Below are 17,656 nucleotides of genomic sequence, written 5' to 3' on the forward strand. Positions count from 1 at the left end.
GCATCGAAAACAGCAGCGCCGCGTGTCGCGCGGACACGCGGCGCTGCTTTGGATAGCTTGATATCAGGCGTTCAGCCAGCACTCGTTGAGCGCATAGCCGTCCATCATCTCGCCATTCGGATTCTTCACCCAGCCGCCGACCTTCTTGGCATTGGCGGCGACGCTACTCCGTGCGGAAGCCGCTTAACAGTTGTGCGGGAATTGCGTCAGTTGCCGGCGCTTTCCATGCGCCGGCCCTTGATGGCCTTCTCCAGCCAGCCGATCTCCATTTCGGGAACGGAGGACAACAGAAGGTCGGTGTAGGCGTCGAAGGGCGGCGTCAGCACCTTGCTTTTAGATCCGTAGCGCACCACCTCGCCGCGGTACATCACAGCGATTGAATCGGCGATCGACTTAACCGTCGCCAGATCGTGGGTGATGAAAAGGTAGGCCACCTTCTCGATCTGCTGCAAGTTGAGTAGCAGCTTGAGGATGCCGTGGGCGACAAGCGGATCGAGCGCCGAGGTCACCTCGTCGCAGATGATCAGCTTCGGCTTGGCGGCGAGCGAGCGGGCGATGCAGACGCGCTGCTTCTGGCCGCCGGAAAGCTCGGCCGGATAGCGGTCGACGAAGCCCTTGCCCATCTCGATCTCGTCGAGCAGCTCGGCGACGCGCTTGTCGCGCTCGCGGCCCTTCATGCCGAAATAGAACTCCAGCGGCCGGCCGATGATGGTGCCTACCGTCTGGCGCGGATTCATCGCCACGTCGGCCATCTGGTAGATCATCTGCAGCTGGCGAAGGTCCTCCTTCGGCCGGTCGGCGAGCCTGTTGGCAAGCGTGCGGCCGTCGAAGACAACGCTACCTTTCTCGGGCGGCAAGAGACCGGTGATGGCGCGCGCCAGCGTCGATTTGCCGGAACCGCTCTCGCCGACCACGGCCAGCGTCTGGCCTGGAAAAATGTCGACCGAAACGTTCTTCAGCACCTTGACGTGGCCGCCGCCATAGGCGGCCGTCACGTTCTTCACCGATAGCATCGGCGTCGTGCCCGGCTGCTGTTCCTGGTGTTCGATCTGATGCACCGAGACCAGGGCGTTGGTGTATTCCTGGCGCGGCTCCTTGATGATCTGGTGGGTGCCGCCCCATTCGACCAGCCGGCCGTGACGCAGCACCATGATCTCGTCGGACACCTGTGCCACGACGGCTAGATCGTGGGTGATGTAAAGGGCCGCGACATGGGTGTCGCGGATGGCATCCTTGATCGCTGACAGCACGTCGATCTGCGTCGTCACGTCGAGGGCCGTCGTCGGCTCGTCGAAGACGATCAGGTCCGGCTCGGAGCACAGCGCCATCGCCGTCATCACGCGCTGCAGCTGGCCGCCCGATACCTGGTGCGGGAAGCGTTGGCCGATCGTTTCGGGATTGGGCAGGCTGAGCTTCCTGAACAGGGCGACGGCGCGTTTCTCGGCTTCGGCGCGGGTCGCGGTGCCGTGCAGGAGGGTAGCCTCCACCACCTGGTCCATCAGCCGGTGCGCCGGATTGAAGGCCGCCGCCGCCGACTGGGCGACATAACAGACTTCGCGGCCGCGCAGCTTGCGCAGGCCTTCCTTGCCGCCTTTCAGTATGTCGCGGCCGTTGAGGATGACCTCGCCGCCGGTGATGCGCACGCCGCCGCGGCCATAGCCCATCGACGACAGGCCGATGGTCGACTTGCCGGCGCCGGACTCGCCGATCAGCCCAAGCACCTTGCCCTTCTCCAGCGTCAGCGAAACGTCGTGGACAAGCGTGATGGTTCTCGGTGCTTCACCCGGCGGATAGACCGTCGCTTCAATGCGCAGGTTGCGGATGTCGAGGAGAGGACCGGACTTTGCTTTGCCGTCAACCATCAGCCGCGTCCTCCCTTCAGGCTTGTTGTCCGATTGAGCACCCAGTCGGCGACGAGATTGACCGAGATCGCAAGTGCCGCGATCGCCGCCGCCGGGATGAGCGCCGCCGGAATGCCGAACACGATGCCGTCCTTGTTCTCCTTCACCATGCCGCCCCAGTCGGCATCCGGCGGCTGCACGCCGAGGCCGAGGAAGGACAGCGTCGACAGGAACAGCACGGCATAGATGAAGCGCAGCCCGAGTTCCGAGACCAGCGGCGACAGCGCATTGGGAAGGATCTCCCGGAAGATGATCCAGCCGCTGCCTTCGCCGCGCAGCTTCGCTGCCTCGACATAGTCCATGACGTTGATGTCGACGGCGACCGCGCGCGACAATCGATAGACGCGGGTCGAATCTAGGATGCCCATGACCAGGATCAGCGTCACCAGGTTCGACGGCAGCACCGAAAGCACGACGAGGCCCATGATCAGCGTCGGGATCGACATGAGGAGGTCGACGAGCCGCGACAGGATCGTGTCGTACCAGCCGCCGAATACCGCCGCCGAAAAGCCGAGAATGGCGCCGAGCGAGAAGGACAGTGCCGTCGCCAGCACCGCGATGAACAGCGTGATGCGGGCGCCGTAGATCATGCGCGACAACAGATCGCGGCCGAGATTGTCGGTGCCCAGCCAGTGCGCGGCCGACATCGGCTCCCACACGTCGCCGATGATCTCGGCGTTGCCGTGCGGCGCGATCAAGGGCGCGAAGATTGCCGCCAGCACGAACAGCGCGGTCAGCACCAGGCCGGCCAGCGATGGCAGGGGGATGCGTCTGATATCGAGCATATCGGCCGCCCCCTACTTCGGATGCCTGAGTCGCGGATTGGCGACGATCGCCGCAATGTCTGCGATGATGTTGAGGGTGATATAGACGGCGGCGAAGATCAAGCCGACCGCCTGCACGACCGGCACGTCGCGCTTCGTGACGTGGTCGACCAGATATTGCCCCATGCCTGGATAGACAAAGATCACCTCGACCACGACGACGCCGACCACCAGATAGGCAAGGTTGAGCATGACGACGTTGATGATCGGCGCGATCGCGTTCGGGAAGGCATGCTTGCGTATAACGGCAGCGGCCGACAGCCCCTTGAGTTCCGCCGTCTCGACATAGGCCGACTGCATGACGTTGAGGATCGCCGCACGCGTCATGCGCATCATATGGGCGAGCACCACCAGAGTCAGCGCCGCCGCAGGCAGCGCGATAGCCTGCAGGCGCTCACCCAAAGACATTCCGTCATAGACGGTTGAGATGGCCGGGAACCACTGGTGCTGGACTGCGAAGTAGAAGACGAGCAGATACCCGATGAAGAACTCCGGGAAGGAGGTCGAGGCAAGCGCCACGCCGGAGATCAGCTTGTCGACCCAGCCATTGCGGTAGCGCACCGCGATCAACCCAAGCGTGATCGCCAGCGGGATAGCCACGATGGCCGCCCAGAAGGCCAGGAACAGCGTATTCCACAGCCGTTCCTTGATCGAAGTCGCGATGTCCTGGCCGCTCGACATGGCGGTGCCGAGATCGCCGGTCAGCACGCCGCCCAGCCAGTGGAAGTAACGGATATAGGCAGGCTGGTTGAGCCCGAGCTGCTCGCGCAGATTGGCCAGCGACTCCGGGGTCGCCGATTGTCCAAGGATGGCTTGCGCGACGTCGCCGGGCAGAATCTGCGTGCCGGCGAAGATCAGGACCGAAACGGCCAGCAGAAGGAGGATGCCCAGCGCAATGCGCTGGGCCACCAGTTTCACGATGGGTGAGGACATCTCCGCAAGGCCGTGCTCAGGCTTCGAGCCAGCACTTCGCCAGCGCGTAGCCGTTGCAAAGCTCCTGATGCGGATCCTCCACCCAGCCAGCCACCTTGGGGCCTGTTGCGTCGATGAACTGATTGAACATCGGCAGAATCAGGCCGCCTTCGTCGCGCACCATGACGGCCATGTCGTGGTAGATCGCCTTGCGCTTGGCCTCGTCGAGTTCGGCGCGCGCGGCCAGCACCATCTTGTCGAAGTCCGGGCGCTTGAAACGCGTGTCGTTCCAGTCGGCGGTCGACAGATAGGCGGTCGAGTACATCTGGTCCTGGGTCGAGCGACCGCCCCAATAGGAGGCGCAGAAGGGCTGCTTGTTCCAGACTTCGTTCCAATAGCCGTCGCCGGGCTCGCGCTTGAGCTCGATCTTGATGCCGGCCTTGGCGGCGCTCTGCTGGAAAAGCTGGGATGCATCGACAGCGCCCGGGAAGGCGACGTCCGAGGTCCTAAGCAGCACAGGGCCGTCATGGCCGGACTTCTTGTAGTGGAATTTGGCCTTGTCCGGATCGTACTTGCGCTGCTCGATCTCGGTGAATAGCGGGTAGGAGGCGTTAATCGGGAAATCGTTGCCGAGCGAGCCGTAGCCGCGCAGCACTTTTTTCAACATCTCCTCGCGGTCGATCGCCAGCTTCAACGCCATCCTGAGATCATTGTTGTCGAACGGCGCCGTGTTGCAATGCATGATGAACACGTAGTGGCCCGGACCGGAGTGGTTGCGGATGGTGACGCCAGGCACGCGCTTGATCAGATCGACGATCTTCGGCTCGACGCGGTTGATCATGTTGACCTGGCCGCCCTGCAGGGCCGCCGTGCGCGCTGTCGCATCGTTGATGACGATGATTTCGATCTGGTCGGCGTGGCCCATCTTGTCGCCCTGCCAGTAATTGGCGAAGCGTTCGCCGCCATGGCGCACGCCGGGCTCATTGACCTTGACCTTGTACGGACCGGCGCCGATGCCCGCATCGGCCTTGTCCTTGCCGCCGTTCGGCTGCACGATCAGGTGATAGTCGCTGAGGAGGTAGGGGAGGTCGGCGTTGGGCTCCTTCAGCGTCAGCACCACTTCCTTGCCGTTGACCTTGATGGTGTCGATGCCCTTCATGTAGCCCAGCGCGCCGGACTTGGACTTCTCGTCCGAATGACGCTCGAGCGTGGCCGCGACGTCTTCTGCGGTAACCGTCTTGCCGTTGTGGAATTCGATGCCGTCGCGGATTTTCAGCGTCCAGACCTTGGCGTCGTCCGAAGAGCCGATCTCCTCGGCGATGCGGTTCTCCAGCTTGCCGTCGGGCGAGAGCTCCACGATCAATTCGCCCCACATTTTGCCGAAGGCGAAGGGCACCTGGGTCATGAACAGGGCCGGATCGAGGCTGTTGGTGGATTCTCCGCCGACCAGGCCGGCCTTCAGCGTGCCGCCCTTGACCGGGCCGGCAGCGCGCACGGCGCTGGAGAGCAGCGAGTTGGCGAAGGTAGCGGTGACGCCGAGCGCCGCGGCGCGACCGAGAAAATCGCGACGGCTAAGTTTTCCGGCCGCGACTCGCCGGCTGAGATAGTCGAGTTCGTTGGACATTATGGTTCCTCACTCTGGGTATCCGACCTTATGGTCGTTTCTTGCTATTGGAGGAGATAATGACCGTAAGGGAAAGCGGCAGGCAAGACCGAATGCGACATACGGTGGCGTAAATCGCACGTCGCATTTGGACCAATCTTGTTCCGACTCAAACCCGCGAGCGGGGAATCGCCTGCTCGAAGTCGCGTTCGAAGATCAGCTTTTCGCCCTCATAGGCTTCGATTCTGGCGCTGACGATGAAGTTTGCGGCGTCCGATCGCATCTCGGCAAAAGTCTCGGTCCGCACCGACCATTCATTGCGCGACAAGGTCTGCGTCCAATGCGTGGCTCCGGTGGCCGACAGCGGGTCGTCGGGATGGATCGTCCATGTCTCGCGCACGATGCTGCCATTGGCCAGTCCGTGATCGAGGTCGCGCACCTCGCCGAAATCGTCGGTTATGGAGAGTGTGACCAGACCGGTCTTCTCGTCGCGGTCGACATGGCGTTCGGAACTCGCCGGCCGGATCGTCTCGGTCGCCCACGGCGTCGCGCCTTCCGGCTCAGGGAATGAAACCTCATCCCCTCTTGCCAGCGGACGCCGCGGCAGCTTCAGCGTCGCCGTCGAGAGATCAAGCCGTACGGGTTCCGGCGAGGGCCAGATCATCGGCCAATAGGCGGTCGAAACGGCGATGCGCAATTTGTGGCCGGCCGGCACACGATAGGCGCATTGGTCGAGCACGACGCGCGCCGAAACCGTCTGCCCGGGAACCAACGGTTCGGGGAATTCATGCGAGTTGCGGTGCGTGAGATTGAGCACGCCATAGGAGATCAGCTCCGAAGCGCCGTCCGGATGCACGTCGCAGAGCCGCACCGCGATGTTGGCGTGCGGCCGGTCGGAGGCAAGCTGGAGATCGAGCTCCGGCGCCCCGACTATGTCGATCGCCTCGCCGAGCTCGGGTTGATCGAAACAAACCGACAGCGCGTCGTCGAGGCGTTGGTCGCCCGGCAGTTCCGGCCCGAAGGTGAAGGGAAAATATTCGCCGCCGGCAAGTCCACAGGTCTGCGGCGACGCGACGATCGCGGGCTTGGCGCCGTCGGGGATGAGCTCGATCGTCTCAAGCTTGATGTTGGCCGACGGCCAGGTCTGCTCGGCCACCCAGCGGCCCGGCCGCTCGGGATGCCAGCGCGCCGGGCGCACGCTGTCCATCACATAGGCGCGGTAGGCCGGATCGGCCTCGACGCCGGTTTCAGCGCCCTTCAGCCAGCGGTCCCACCAGCGGAGCGCTTCCTGCAGGAAGCCGATCGCCGGCTTGGGCCCGGCGTAATGCGGATATTTGTGGATCCAGGGACCGACGATACCTTTGACCGGCGACTCGATGTTGGTGACGAGATTGGAGATCGTGTTGCGGTAGCCGTCATGCCAGCCACCGATCGACAGCACGGCCGCCTGAACAGCCGAAAAATCCTCGCAGATCGAGCCGCGTTTCCAATAGGCGTCGCGATGCTGGTGGCTGAGCCAGAGCGGCAGAAGGAAAGGCTGGTTTTCCAGCCGGCTAAGCCACAAATCCCGCCAGCGGTTGCCGCCGGCAATCGCCGGATCCGGAGGCCGCGACGAATAGGACAGCATCGTTGAGGCCCAGCCGAAATTTTCCAGGAGCAGGCAGCCGCCTTTGTAATGGATGTCGTCGGCATAGCGGTCGACCGTCGAGCACAGGCTGATCACCGCCTTCAGCGCCGGCGGCTGCTTCGCCGCCACCTGCAGGCAGTTGAAGCCGCCCCAGGAAATGCCCATCATGCCGACATTGCCGTTGCACCAGGGCTGCGCCGCCGCCCAGGCGATGACGTCGCAGGCATCCTGCAATTCCTGCTCGGAATATTCGTCGTCCATCAGCCCTTCGGAATCGCCATTGCCGCGCATGTCGACGCGGATCGAGGCGTAGCCGTGGCCGGCGAAATAGGGATGGGTCAGCTGATCGCGGAAGATGGTGCCGTCGCGCTTGCGGTAGGGCAGGTGCTCGAGGATCGCCGGCACCGGATTGGCGGCCGCGTCCTCCGGCATCCAGACGCGCGCCGACAGCCGGCAGCCATCCGGCATGACGATGCCCATATCGGGAAATTCGACGACTTTGCGGGAGAAATCGGTGACGGTTTTCATGGGGCGCATAACGCTACGCGGTGCGCCGACTTTCAATCGCCATTCGCGACTGGAGCATCAAAAAATGCGACCTGGGTCGTTAGCGCAATTCGTCGAGCAATTCGGGATGTTTCTCGAGCAGCGTCATCAACTGAATGGTCGGCCCACTCGGCTCGATGAGGCCTCTTTCATATTTGTCAAAAGCATTCTCTCCGACCTTGAACAGGGAACCCGCCTCGCGCTGCGACAGCTTTAGCTTTGCGCGCATGCGCCGGATAGTTTCTGGCGCCGGCACGCCGTCGATCTTTTCCTTGAGAATGCGCAGAGCGGCATCGACGGCAGCCATGTCGTCCCCGACATGCACGCTCTCGCCATCCGAAGCTGGATAATAGCCGGGCAGGTCGACCGTCATGCTCTCGCCCTTGTAGGTCACGGCGAATGGACGAACCCCGCGCGTCAGCGTCTCTCCCGTTTCCGGGGAGGTCATCGTTTCAAGCCTCTCTTTTCTTGCCATGGCTATTTCTCCTTGAATGCCACAACCGTGAATTCAGTCACGACATCCGCCTGAAATTTCACATAGAGGATCAGATCGCGCGCTGGGACATGGTAAACATCTTGCCAGACCCGATGATCCGCGAACGTCGTCATCGATTTTACGAACATCTTTGGTGTCATGGTGCCAATCACCTCGACGACACTCGTGCGATCGAAGCCGAGACCAATGGCATCGCGCAGCGCTGATATCGTGATCGCCAGCGTGTCGGCAGACCCAAACGTCGTCTTGATCGCACCAAGATCGTAAGTGGGCCTGCGTTTCTCCATAACCCAATATGCCACCATAAAGGTGGCAATTCAAGATCGGGAAAGCCGCGTCAGTTCAGCGGAATGTCGTTGTCGGCCTTGCTTGCCTGATAGGCCTCCGACAGCTCGTCATAGCGCGCCGAAATCCTGCCGATCCGAGCCTCCAGCCGCTTGCGCTCAGCGTCGGGCAAAGCCCTGACCAGCCTGCGTATGGAAAAACTCTTCCAATAGGCGTTCTCGGCGTTGTAGCCGCCGGGGTCAAGGGTGAAGACCTCCTTCAGAATCCTGAGATCATGCGGGATGGCAAAACTGTCGCGCGAATCCTCATGGCTGAAGAGATAGTAGAAATTGTCGAAACCGGTCCAGGTGATCGCCGACAGGCAGAGCGAGCAGGGCTCGTGCGTGGCGACGAACAGCGCATCGTTGGTGTCGACGCGCTCGGCCTTGGGCATCTCGTAGAAGCGCTTCAGGCAGTGCACCTCGCCATGCCAGAGCGGATTTTCCATCTCGTTGTTGGTCTCGGCCAGCACCAGCGAGCGGTTGTCTTTCCGCAGGATCGCGGCGCCGAACAGCTTGTTGCCATGGGCGACGCCTTGCGCCGTCTTCGGCACGATGTCGTGCTCGATCACATCGAGCAGGCGGTCGATCAGCGAAATGTCGGTCATGGGGATCGCGAGCTTTCAGGGAAGGTGGATCTCGTAAGGATGCGAGAAATGGAACTCTTCGAGATTGGGGCCGTCGCCGCCGCGGTCGACGATGAGGAAATCCTGTTCCTCGCCGATCGGCGTCAGCACGCCGTGCCAGAGGTTCCGGCGGTAGTTGATGCCTTGTCCGGGGCCGACGAGAAAGGCATGCGGCTCACCCGGGCCGTCTTCGGTGTCATGGCAGACGACCACCAGGAACGGCCGCGGCGACAGCGGGATGAAGGCCTGGCTGCCGAGCGGATGGCGCTCGACCATGGTGAGCTTCAGCGGCATCTCATAGGGCGTGCCGCGCACCATCGAGATCAGCACGCGCGCGTTCGGGCCTGCGGCTTCCGCGGTGGCGAGGTCGTGATAGCGCATCGCCTTGCCAGCATTGATCGGGTAGCGGTTATCGCCGCCCATGTCGATGACGTCGCCGAAGGGCGCGAAGGTCTCGCGGGTCAGCGGTCGGGCGACGATGCGGCTCACCGCGCCTTGCCCCCAAGATAGCCACCAAGCCTGGCGTGCCGGTTGACGTCCTTGTAGAGCAGGTAGCGGAAATTGCCGGGGCCGCCGGCATAGCAGGCCTGCGGACAGAAGGCGCGCAGCCACATGAAATCGCCCGCTTCGACCTCGACCCAGTCCTGGTTGAGGCGGTAGACCGCCTTGCCTTCCAGCACGTAGAGCCCGTGCTCCATGACGTGGGTTTCGGCGAAGGGGATGACCGCGCCCGGCTTCAGCGTCACGATGGTGACGTGCATGTCGTGGCGCATGTCGGCCGGGTCGACAAAGCGGGTCGTTGCCCAGCGCCCTTCCGTGCCCGGCATCGGGCTCGGCGCCACGTCCTGGTCGCTCGAGAAGAAGGCTTCCGGCGCGTCGAGGCCTTCGACCGCCTCATAGGCCTTGCGAATCCAGTGGAAGCGAACGGCGCTGCCGCTCTCGTTGCGCACCGTCCAGCCGCTCGACGGCGGCAGGAAGGCAAAGCCGCCGGAGGCAAGCACATGTTTCTTGCCGGCAAGCGAAACGGTGAGCTCGCCCTCGACGACGAACAGCACACCCTCGGCGCCGGCGTCGAGTTCGGGCCGGTCGCTGCCGCCGCCCGGCAGGACTTCGACGATATATTGCGAGAACGTCTCGGCGAAGCCCGAGAGCGGCCTTGCGATGATCCAGGCCCGCGTCTCGTCCCAGAACGGCAGTGGGCTGGTGACGATGTCCTGCATCACGCCCCTGGGGATGACCGCATAGGCCTCGGTGAAGACGGCGCGGCCGGTCAGAAGCTCGTTCTGGCCGGGATGGCCGCCATGCGGGGCGTAATAGGTTCGCTCGGCAGTCTTGATCATATCCATCGGTCCTGGCCCTCAGAGCAATTCCAGGAAAAGTATGAAGCGGTTAGGTCGGCGGCTTCGCCGTGGCCTTCCATACGGAATTGCGTGAAAAACAAACATTAGAGTGGGAGCATGTCTTTCAGGCGAAGCAGCGCGATGCGTTCGACCTGTTTGCAGGCGGTTTCGAGCTCGGTGCCGCGGCTGTTGCCGATCCGCGCCTCGAACTCCGCCAGGATTTCGTCCTTGGTCTTGCCCTTGACCGCGATGATGAAAGGGAAGCCGAAGGTGGTGACATAGGCGGCGTTGAGTTTCGAAAACAGCTCGCGCTCCTTGTCGGTCAACGCGTCCAGCCCGGCGGAGGCCTGTTCCTTGGCCGATTCCGGCGTCAGCCGCTTGGCCGCCGCCAGCTTGCCGGCGAGGTCCGGGTGAGCGTTGAGGACGGAAAGCCGTTCGGCTTCCGTTGCGGCGCGGAAGACGCGGCAGAGCGCATTGTGCAGGCCGCCCGCGCTGTCATGCGCGGGCCCGAGTTCCAGTTCGTAGGCGCGCTCGGCGATCCAGGGCGAATGCTCGAACAAGCCGCCGAAGGCATGCACGAATTCCTCGAACCCCATCCGCGACGGCCGCAGCGCCGGTGCCTCGTAGGGGTGCGTCTCGCGCCAGTGTTTGGCGATGTCGATGCGCCGTGTCAGCCACACCTTGTCATGCGATTTCACATAGTCGACAAAGCGCTTCAGCGCCGCGACCCGTCCGGGACGGCCGACCAGCCGGCAATGCAGGCCGATATTCATCATGCGCGGCCTGCCCGCCTTGCCCTCGGCATAGAGCGTATCGAAACTGTCCTTCAGATAGGCGAAGAACTGGTCGCCGGAGTTGAAGCCCTGCGGCGTCGCGAAGCGCATGTCGTTGGCGTCGAGCGTGTAGGGGATGATGAGCTGCGGCTTCTCCAGCCCGTCGCGGTCGAACCAGTAGGGCAGCTCGTCGTCATAAGTATCGGAGACGTAGTCGAAGCCGCCTTCCTCGGCGACGAGCCGTACCGTGTTGACCGAAGTGCGGCCGGTGTACCAGCCGGTCGGCCGCGCGCCGGTCACCTCGTAATGCAGCTTGATCGTCTCTTCGAGATCGCGCCGCTCATCCTCGGCCGAGTGGTCGCGGTAGTCGATCCATTTCAGCCCGTGCGAGGCGATTTCCCAGCCGGCCTCCTGCATCGCCGCGACCTGGTCGGGCGAGCGCGCCAGCGCCGTGGCGACGCCGTAGCAGGTCACCGGCACTTGCGCTTCGGTGAACAGCCGGTGGAGCCGCCAGAAGCCGGCCCGCGCGCCGTATTCATAGATCGATTCCATGTTCCAGTGGCGTTGGCCAACCCAGGGCGCCGCGCCGACGATCTCCGACAGGAAGGCTTCGGAAGCCTTGTCGCCATGCAGCACGCAGTTCTCGCCGCCCTCTTCATAGTTGACGACGAACTGCACCGCGACATGCGCGCCGCCGGGCCATTTCGGATTCGGCGGATTTGCCCCGTAACCGCGCATGTCCCGATCGTAACGCATTGCCGCTCCTGCCCGATGGTCGAGATGAAGATATCGAAAGGAGTGCGCATGCATTCCCCCGAAAATTTTTGAAAGTGCTTTTTGCCACGCTCCGCTCGACCGGGGCTTATGCATAGCCTTTAATTGGCGCACAATTGACCTGAAACTGAACCGGGATGGGAGGCGGCCAGTGGCAGAGACGTCGAAAGCCGATGGCGGGCGCCTGACGACCCATGTGCTCGACACCGCGGCCGGCAAGCCTGCAAAGGGCCTGTCGATAGGCCTTTTTCGCATCGAGGGCCAGGGCCGCACGCACCTCAAGACCGTCGCCACCAACGATGACGGGCGCTGCGACGCGCCGCTGCTTGCCGGCACCGATTTCCGCACCGGCGAATATGAGCTGGTCTTCGCCGCCGGCGACTATCTGCGCGGCCAGGGGATCGACCTGCCGCAACCTGCTTTCCTCGACATCGTGCCGATCCGCTTCGGCATGGCGGAAGCACGGCACTACCACGTCCCGCTCTTGATTTCGCCTTACGGCTACTCGACCTATCGGGGGAGCTGAGACATGGCTGAGACCCGCAACGAAATACGCTTCATCCTGAACGGCAGCGACGTGGCGCTGAAAGACGTCGCGCCCGATGCGACCTTGCTCGACTGGCTGCGGCTCAACCGCTCGCTGCGCGGCACCAAGGAAGGCTGCGCCGAGGGCGATTGCGGCGCCTGCACGGTGCTGGTCGGCAAGCTCTCCACCGAAGGTCTCGTCTATGAAAGCGTCAATGCCTGCATCCGCTTCGTGGGCTCGCTCGACGGCACCCATGTCGTCACCGTGGAGCATCTGCGCGGCGACGGTGAAAAACTGCATCCGGTGCAGCAGGCGATGGTCGATTTCCACGGCTCGCAATGCGGCTTCTGCACGCCGGGCTTCATTATGTCGCTCTACGGACTGTGGATGAAGACGCCCGACCCGTCCAACGCGGCGATCGAAAAGGCTCTGCAGGGCAATCTGTGCCGCTGCACCGGCTATGAGGCGATCATGCGCGCCGCGCACGCCATTTCGAGCTACGGCAGGGCGGCTAAGGATCCGCTGGCCGTGGAGCGCGACGACATCACCGCGCGGCTGAAGGCACTGCGCGATGGCGCCAGGGTCGAGATCGGGTCGGGCAAGGCGCGGCTGATCGTGCCGGCCAGCGTCGACGATTTCGCAGCCTTCCTCGAGAAGGAACCTGGCGCCACCATCGTCGCCGGCTCGACCGATGTCGGCCTGTGGGTCACCAAGCATATGCGCGACATCTCGCCGGCGATCTTCATCGGCGGCCTCGACGGCTTGCGTACGACCTCGGAAAAAGACGGCGTCATCACCATCAGCGCCGGCGTGACCTACACCGAAGCCTTCGAGACGCTGTCGAAGCGCATCCCGGCATTGGGTCCGCTCGTCGACCGCATCGGCGGCGAACAGGTGCGCAACATGGGCACCATCGGCGGCAACATCGCCAACGGCTCGCCGATCGGCGACTTGCCGCCGCCATTGATCGCGCTCGGCGCGCAGCTCACGCTCCGCCAGGGCGAGGCCCGCCGCACCATACCGCTCGAAACCTTCTTCATCGCCTATGGCAAGCAGGACCGTCAGCCTGGCGAATTCGTCGAATCCGTGCATGTGCCGGTGCCGGCAAAGGACACGAAGTTTGCCGTCTATAAGGTCACCAAGCGCCGCGACGAGGATATCACCGCGACGCTCGGGGCATTCTACCTGACCTTGGCCAAGGATGGCGCGGTAGCCGACATCCGCATCGCCTATGGCGGCATGGCGGCGACGCCGAAGCGCGCCGCGGCAGTCGAAAAGGCGCTTGTTGGCAAAACCTGGAGTGAAGCGACGGTGGAGGCCGCGATGGCCGAATACGCCAGCGACTTCACGCCGCTGACCGACATGCGCGCGACCGCCGAATACCGGGCGCTGGCGGCAAAGAACCTTCTGCTGCGCTTCTATATCGAGACGACCGGAACGAAAGCGCTGTTCCAGGTCTCGCGCAACGAGGCGGCCTGATGAACAAGCACGCCACCCCGAACCTCAAGGCGGAAAAAATCGTCGGCGGTGTCGCCACCGACCAGCGGCACGATTCCGCGCACAAGCATGTCAGCGGCGCGGCCGTCTATATAGACGACATGCCGGAGCCTGCCGGCACGCTGCATATCGGCCTCGGCCTCTCCAAGATCGCGCACGGCACGCTGAAAAGCGTCGACCTGTCGGCCGTGCGCTCAGCCCCGGGCGTCGTCGACGTGCTGACCCATGCCGACGTGCCCGGCGAGAACGATGTTTCGCCGAGCAACATGCATGACGATCCGGTGCTCGCCGAAGGCAAGGTTGAGTTTTACGGCCAGCCGATTTTCGCCGTGGTTGCCGAGACGCGTGAGGAAGCGCGCCGCGCGGCGCGTCTCGCAAAAATCGAGTATGACGAGCTTCCGGCCGTCATCGACATCTGGAACCTCGACCCGGTCAACGACAAGCAGGTCACCACGCCGCTGATCCTGAAGCGCGGCGATGCGGCCGCGGCGATCGCCGCCGCCCCGCGCCGCATCAAGAACCGCATGTGGCTCGGCGGCCAGGATCATTTCTATCTCGAAGGCCAGGTTTCTCTTGCGATCCCCGGCGAGGACGACGAGGTCGTCGTCTATTGCTCGACGCAGGGCCCGAGCGAGACGCAGCATCTGGTCGCCCATGCGCTCGGCGTGCCGAGCCATGCGGTGACAGTCGAAGTGCGCCGCATGGGCGGCGGCTTCGGCGGCAAGGAGACGCAGGCCAACCAGTGCGCGGCCATCGCGGCGATCGCCGCCAAGAAGCTGAAGCGCGCGGTGAAGATCCGGCTCGACCGCGACGAGGACATGACCGCCACCGGCAAGCGGCACGACTTCGCCATCGACTACGAGGTCGGCTTCGATGACGAGGGTAATATCCTGGGCGTCGATTTCACCTATGCGCTGCGCTGCGGGTTCTCCGCCGACCTCTCCGGTCCGGTCGGCGACCGCGCGCTGTTCCACTGCGACAACGCCTATTTCTATCCTGCGGTGCATGCGAAATCGGCGCCGCTCTACACCAACACCGTCTCCAACACCGCCTTCCGCGGCTTCGGCGGTCCACAAGGCATGGTCGGCGCGGAGCGCGTCATCGACGAGGTTGCCTTCGCCGTCGGCAAGGACTCGCTCGAGATCCGCAAGCTGAATTTCTACGATCCGATGGAGGCGATCGGCGAGCGCAGCGTCACGCCATACCATCAAAAGGTCGAGGACTGCATCATCCAGCGCATCGTGGCCGAGCTGGAGGCAAGCGCCAACTATGCGCGGCGACGCCGCGAGATCAGCGCCTTCAACAACAACAGCCGCTTCATCAAGCGCGGACTGGCGCTGACTCCGGTGAAGTTCGGCATCTCCTTCACCAAGACGGAGGCGAACCAGGCCGGCGCGCTGGTGCATGTCTATGCCGACGGCTCCGTCCATATGAACCATGGCGGCACCGAGATGGGCCAGGGCCTGCACCTCAAGGTGGCGCAGGTCGTGGCCGAGGAGTTCCAGATAGACCTCGACCGGGTCAAGATCACCGCCACCACCACCGCCAAGGTGCCGAACACCTCGCCGACGGCCGCATCGTCCGGCGCCGACCTCAACGGCATGGCGGCGCAGGACGCCGCTCGCCAGATCCGCAAGCGGCTGACCGATTTCGCCGCCGACAAGTATCAGGTGCCGCACGATCAGGTCGTGTTCCTGCCCAACCGGGTGCGCATCGGCAACCAGGAAGTGGCCTTCAACGATCTGGTCAAGCAGGCCTATATCAATCGCATCCAGCTCTCGGCCGCCGGTTTCTACAAGACGCCGAAGATCCATTGGGACCGCAGCAAGGGCCGCGGCCATGCCTTCTACTATTACGCCTATGGCGCGGCCTGCTCGGAGGTCTCGGTTGACACGCTGACCGGCGAATATGTCGTCGAGCGCACCGATATCCTGCACGACGCTGGCCGTTCGCTGAACCGGGCGATCGACCTCGGCCAGGTCGAGGGCGGCTTCATCCAGGGCATGGGCTGGCTGACGACGGAGGAGCTTTGGTGGGACGACAGCGGCCGGCTGCGCACGCATGCGCCGTCGACCTACAAGATCCCGCTCGCTTCCGACCGTCCGAAAATCTTCAACGTCAAGCTGACTGACTGGTCCTCGGCCTATGAGCCGACCATCCACCGCTCCAAGGCTGTAGGCGAGCCGCCGCTGCCGCACGGCATGTCGGTGCTGCATGCGCTGTCGGACGCCGTGGCGAGCGTTGCCGGTCACAAGATCTGTCCACGTCTCGATGCTCCGGCGACGCCGGAACGGGTGCTGATGGCGATCGAGAGGTTGAAACGGGAAGCCGCGAAGCCGGCTTAAAACGTGCAATTCGGGCCGAAAAACCCTATATTTCCCAAGTGGAAATGCAGACGATGAACTCGAAAGCGCAACAGCTGAAGGAATTCCTCGGCCGGGTCGGCCAAGGTGCGTTGGTTGAAGTGGCGGCGACGAAGGGTTCGACGCCGCGCGAAGCCGGTGCCTTCATGCTTGTCTCGGCATCGTCGATTTTCGGCACCATCGGCGGCGGTCAGCTCGAATATATGGCGATCGACAAGGCGCGGCAGGTATTGAATGCAGGGCAGCGGTCGCGATCTCCGGCCGGTGAAGCCCGTATCGAGGTCGATGAGATCTGCGCAACGCTGGACGTTCCGCTCGGGCCGGAAATCGGCCAATGCTGCGGCGGCCGCGTCGAGGTGTCGATCCGCCTCGTCGATGCTTCGCTGGAGCAGCAGCTGATCGCCAACGCTGAATCGGAAGAGGCGCGTCTGCCGCATGTCTATCTGTTCGGCGGCGGCCATGTCGGTCAGGCATTGGCAGCTTCGCTGGCGCTGCTGCCGATCCATGTCTTCGTCGTCGAGACCCGCGCCGAGGCGCTGGAAGGCATGCCGGAAACGGTGGAGACGCGGCTGACATCGTTGCCCGAAGCCGTGGTGCGCGAGGCGCCGGCGGGATCGGCCTTCGCTATCCTGACCCATGATCATGCGCTGGATTTCCTGATCGTCGCCGAGGCGCTGAAGCGCGACGACAGCGCCTATGTCGGCATGATCGGCTCGAAGACCAAAAAGGCAACCTTCAGGAACTGGTTCCTGAGATCCGCCGAGGGCAGCGAAGCACAGTTCGGCCGGCTCGTTTCGCCGATCGGCGGCAATGCGGTGAAGGACAAGCGCCCGCCGGTGATCGCAGCGCTCGCCGCCGCAGAGATCATGACGGCGCTGGTGTCGCACGCCGCGGAAGCGCCAAGCTCAGCCAGCGCCGACAAGGCGATGGCCGGCTGATTCAACCGGCCGCGCAAGGAAAGGCTGGCTATTCCTTTTCCTGCGTGTGCGCCTCGAGGAACCACAGCAATTTGTCGAGCGAGCGCGAATAGGCGGTGAAGATGTCCGCCGTATCGCGATCGCCGGCGTCGTCGGCCTCGTCGATTGCTTCGCGGGTCAGCTTGGCGGCCGTGGCATAGCGGTCGATCAACGCCGCCAGATGATCCTTGGTCTTGTGGATGTCGGTCGGATAGGATTTTAGCCTCGTCGCCTTCGACACTTCCTGCGAGGTGCCGTGCGCGGTGCCGCCGAGCTGCACGGCGCGCTCGGCGATAATGTCGACATGGCCGTCGATCTCCTCGCGGAATTTGTCCAGCATCTCGTGGATGGCGATAAATTGCGGGCCCTTGACGTTCCAATGCGCCTGTTTGGTGATCAGCGCCAGGTCGATGGCGTCGGCAAGCCTGGCGTTGAGCAGATCGATCGATTCCTTCTTGGCATCGGATTTGAGGTCGTTCTTGGTGACGATGGCGTCCATGGTCGGCTCCTGTCCCGCTGCGTCGCATGATGAAAGCTGAAGGCGGCCCGAGCGACCGCCAATCGTCAGA

The 17,656-nt window shown here is 63.5% G+C and carries 16 protein-coding genes; 4 read left to right on the forward strand and 12 right to left on the reverse strand.

Annotated features, from left to right (window positions below):
* Positions 1 to 206: 206 nt before the first annotated feature.
* The 11 genes from LB525_RS15895 to puuE form a co-directional block, all read right to left on the reverse strand.
* Complete coding sequence (locus tag LB525_RS15895) at positions 207 to 1,862, reverse strand: ABC transporter ATP-binding protein (RefSeq protein ID WP_224532593.1); 1,656 nt, start codon at positions 1,860 to 1,862, stop codon at positions 207 to 209.
* The gene (locus LB525_RS15900) at positions 1,862 to 2,686 is read right to left on the reverse strand and encodes an ABC transporter permease (protein ID WP_095769416.1); all 825 of its coding nucleotides are present in this window, start codon (positions 2,684 to 2,686) and stop codon (positions 1,862 to 1,864) included. Before LB525_RS15900 ends, LB525_RS15895 begins: the two co-directional genes overlap by 1 nt.
* 12 nt (positions 2,687 to 2,698) lie before the next feature.
* A complete protein-coding gene (locus tag LB525_RS15905; RefSeq protein WP_224532595.1) occupies positions 2,699 to 3,658 on the reverse strand; it encodes an ABC transporter permease in 960 nt (319 codons plus the stop codon).
* Between the two features lie 16 nt (positions 3,659 to 3,674).
* A complete protein-coding gene (locus tag LB525_RS15910; RefSeq protein ID WP_095769414.1) occupies positions 3,675 to 5,261 on the reverse strand; it encodes an ABC transporter substrate-binding protein in 1,587 nt (528 codons plus the stop codon).
* Positions 5,262 to 5,409: 148 nt separating this feature from the next.
* Positions 5,410 to 7,395 (reverse strand): CocE/NonD family hydrolase, encoded by a 1,986-nt coding sequence (locus LB525_RS15915; RefSeq protein ID WP_224545316.1) that lies wholly within the window; start codon positions 7,393 to 7,395, stop codon positions 5,410 to 5,412.
* 79 nt (positions 7,396 to 7,474) lie between these two features.
* The gene (locus tag LB525_RS15920; protein ID WP_224545317.1) at positions 7,475 to 7,888 is read right to left on the reverse strand and encodes a type II toxin-antitoxin system MqsA family antitoxin; all 414 of its coding nucleotides are present in this window, start codon (positions 7,886 to 7,888) and stop codon (positions 7,475 to 7,477) included.
* A gap of 2 nt (positions 7,889 to 7,890) precedes the next feature.
* Entirely contained in the window at positions 7,891 to 8,196 is a 306-nt protein-coding gene (locus LB525_RS15925) for a type II toxin-antitoxin system MqsR family toxin (protein WP_095769411.1), read from the reverse strand.
* 50 nt (positions 8,197 to 8,246) lie between these two features.
* Positions 8,247 to 8,840 (reverse strand): nucleoside deaminase, encoded by a 594-nt coding sequence (locus LB525_RS15930; RefSeq protein WP_224545318.1) that lies wholly within the window; start codon positions 8,838 to 8,840, stop codon positions 8,247 to 8,249.
* Between the two features lie 15 nt (positions 8,841 to 8,855).
* On the reverse strand, positions 8,856 to 9,347 hold the full coding sequence (locus tag LB525_RS15935; protein ID WP_224545319.1) for an ureidoglycolate lyase: 492 nt from the start codon (positions 9,345 to 9,347) through the stop codon (positions 8,856 to 8,858).
* Complete coding sequence (locus tag LB525_RS15940) at positions 9,344 to 10,204, reverse strand: bifunctional allantoicase/(S)-ureidoglycine aminohydrolase (protein ID WP_224545320.1); 861 nt, start codon at positions 10,202 to 10,204, stop codon at positions 9,344 to 9,346. Before LB525_RS15940 ends, LB525_RS15935 begins: the two co-directional genes overlap by 4 nt.
* 98 nt (positions 10,205 to 10,302) lie before the next feature.
* Positions 10,303 to 11,727 carry an allantoinase PuuE gene (gene puuE / locus LB525_RS15945; RefSeq protein ID WP_224545321.1) on the reverse strand — a complete coding sequence of 475 codons (1,425 nt, stop codon included), beginning with the start codon at positions 11,725 to 11,727 and terminating at the stop codon, positions 10,303 to 10,305.
* A gap of 169 nt (positions 11,728 to 11,896) precedes the next feature.
* Between puuE and uraH the strand changes: the two genes are divergently transcribed.
* From uraH to xdhC, 4 genes are read left to right on the forward strand one after another with little or no spacing between them, the layout of a single operon-like run.
* Positions 11,897 to 12,271, forward strand: coding sequence for a hydroxyisourate hydrolase (uraH, locus tag LB525_RS15950; RefSeq protein ID WP_224545322.1), 375 nt, complete (start codon positions 11,897 to 11,899; stop codon positions 12,269 to 12,271).
* Positions 12,272 to 12,274: 3 nt separating this feature from the next.
* Positions 12,275 to 13,750 (forward strand): xanthine dehydrogenase small subunit, encoded by a 1,476-nt coding sequence (xdhA, locus tag LB525_RS15955; RefSeq protein ID WP_224545323.1) that lies wholly within the window; start codon positions 12,275 to 12,277, stop codon positions 13,748 to 13,750.
* Complete coding sequence (xdhB, locus tag LB525_RS15960; RefSeq protein WP_224545324.1) at positions 13,750 to 16,113, forward strand: xanthine dehydrogenase molybdopterin binding subunit; 2,364 nt, start codon at positions 13,750 to 13,752, stop codon at positions 16,111 to 16,113. The genes xdhA and xdhB overlap by 1 nt, the downstream gene beginning before the upstream one ends.
* A gap of 53 nt (positions 16,114 to 16,166) precedes the next feature.
* Positions 16,167 to 17,069, forward strand: coding sequence for a xanthine dehydrogenase accessory protein XdhC (gene xdhC, locus LB525_RS15965; RefSeq protein WP_224545325.1), 903 nt, complete (start codon positions 16,167 to 16,169; stop codon positions 17,067 to 17,069).
* Positions 17,070 to 17,097: 28 nt separating this feature from the next.
* Here the strand turns inward: xdhC and dps are convergent, their stop codons facing one another.
* Positions 17,098 to 17,586: a DNA starvation/stationary phase protection protein Dps gene (dps, locus tag LB525_RS15970; protein ID WP_224545326.1), complete on the reverse strand. Its 489-nt coding sequence runs from the start codon at positions 17,584 to 17,586 to the stop codon at positions 17,098 to 17,100.
* Positions 17,587 to 17,656: the final 70 nt, after the last annotated feature.

It is taken from the genome of Mesorhizobium sp. CA16, assembly GCF_020165175.1.
GTDB lineage: Bacteria > Pseudomonadota > Alphaproteobacteria > Rhizobiales > Rhizobiaceae > Mesorhizobium.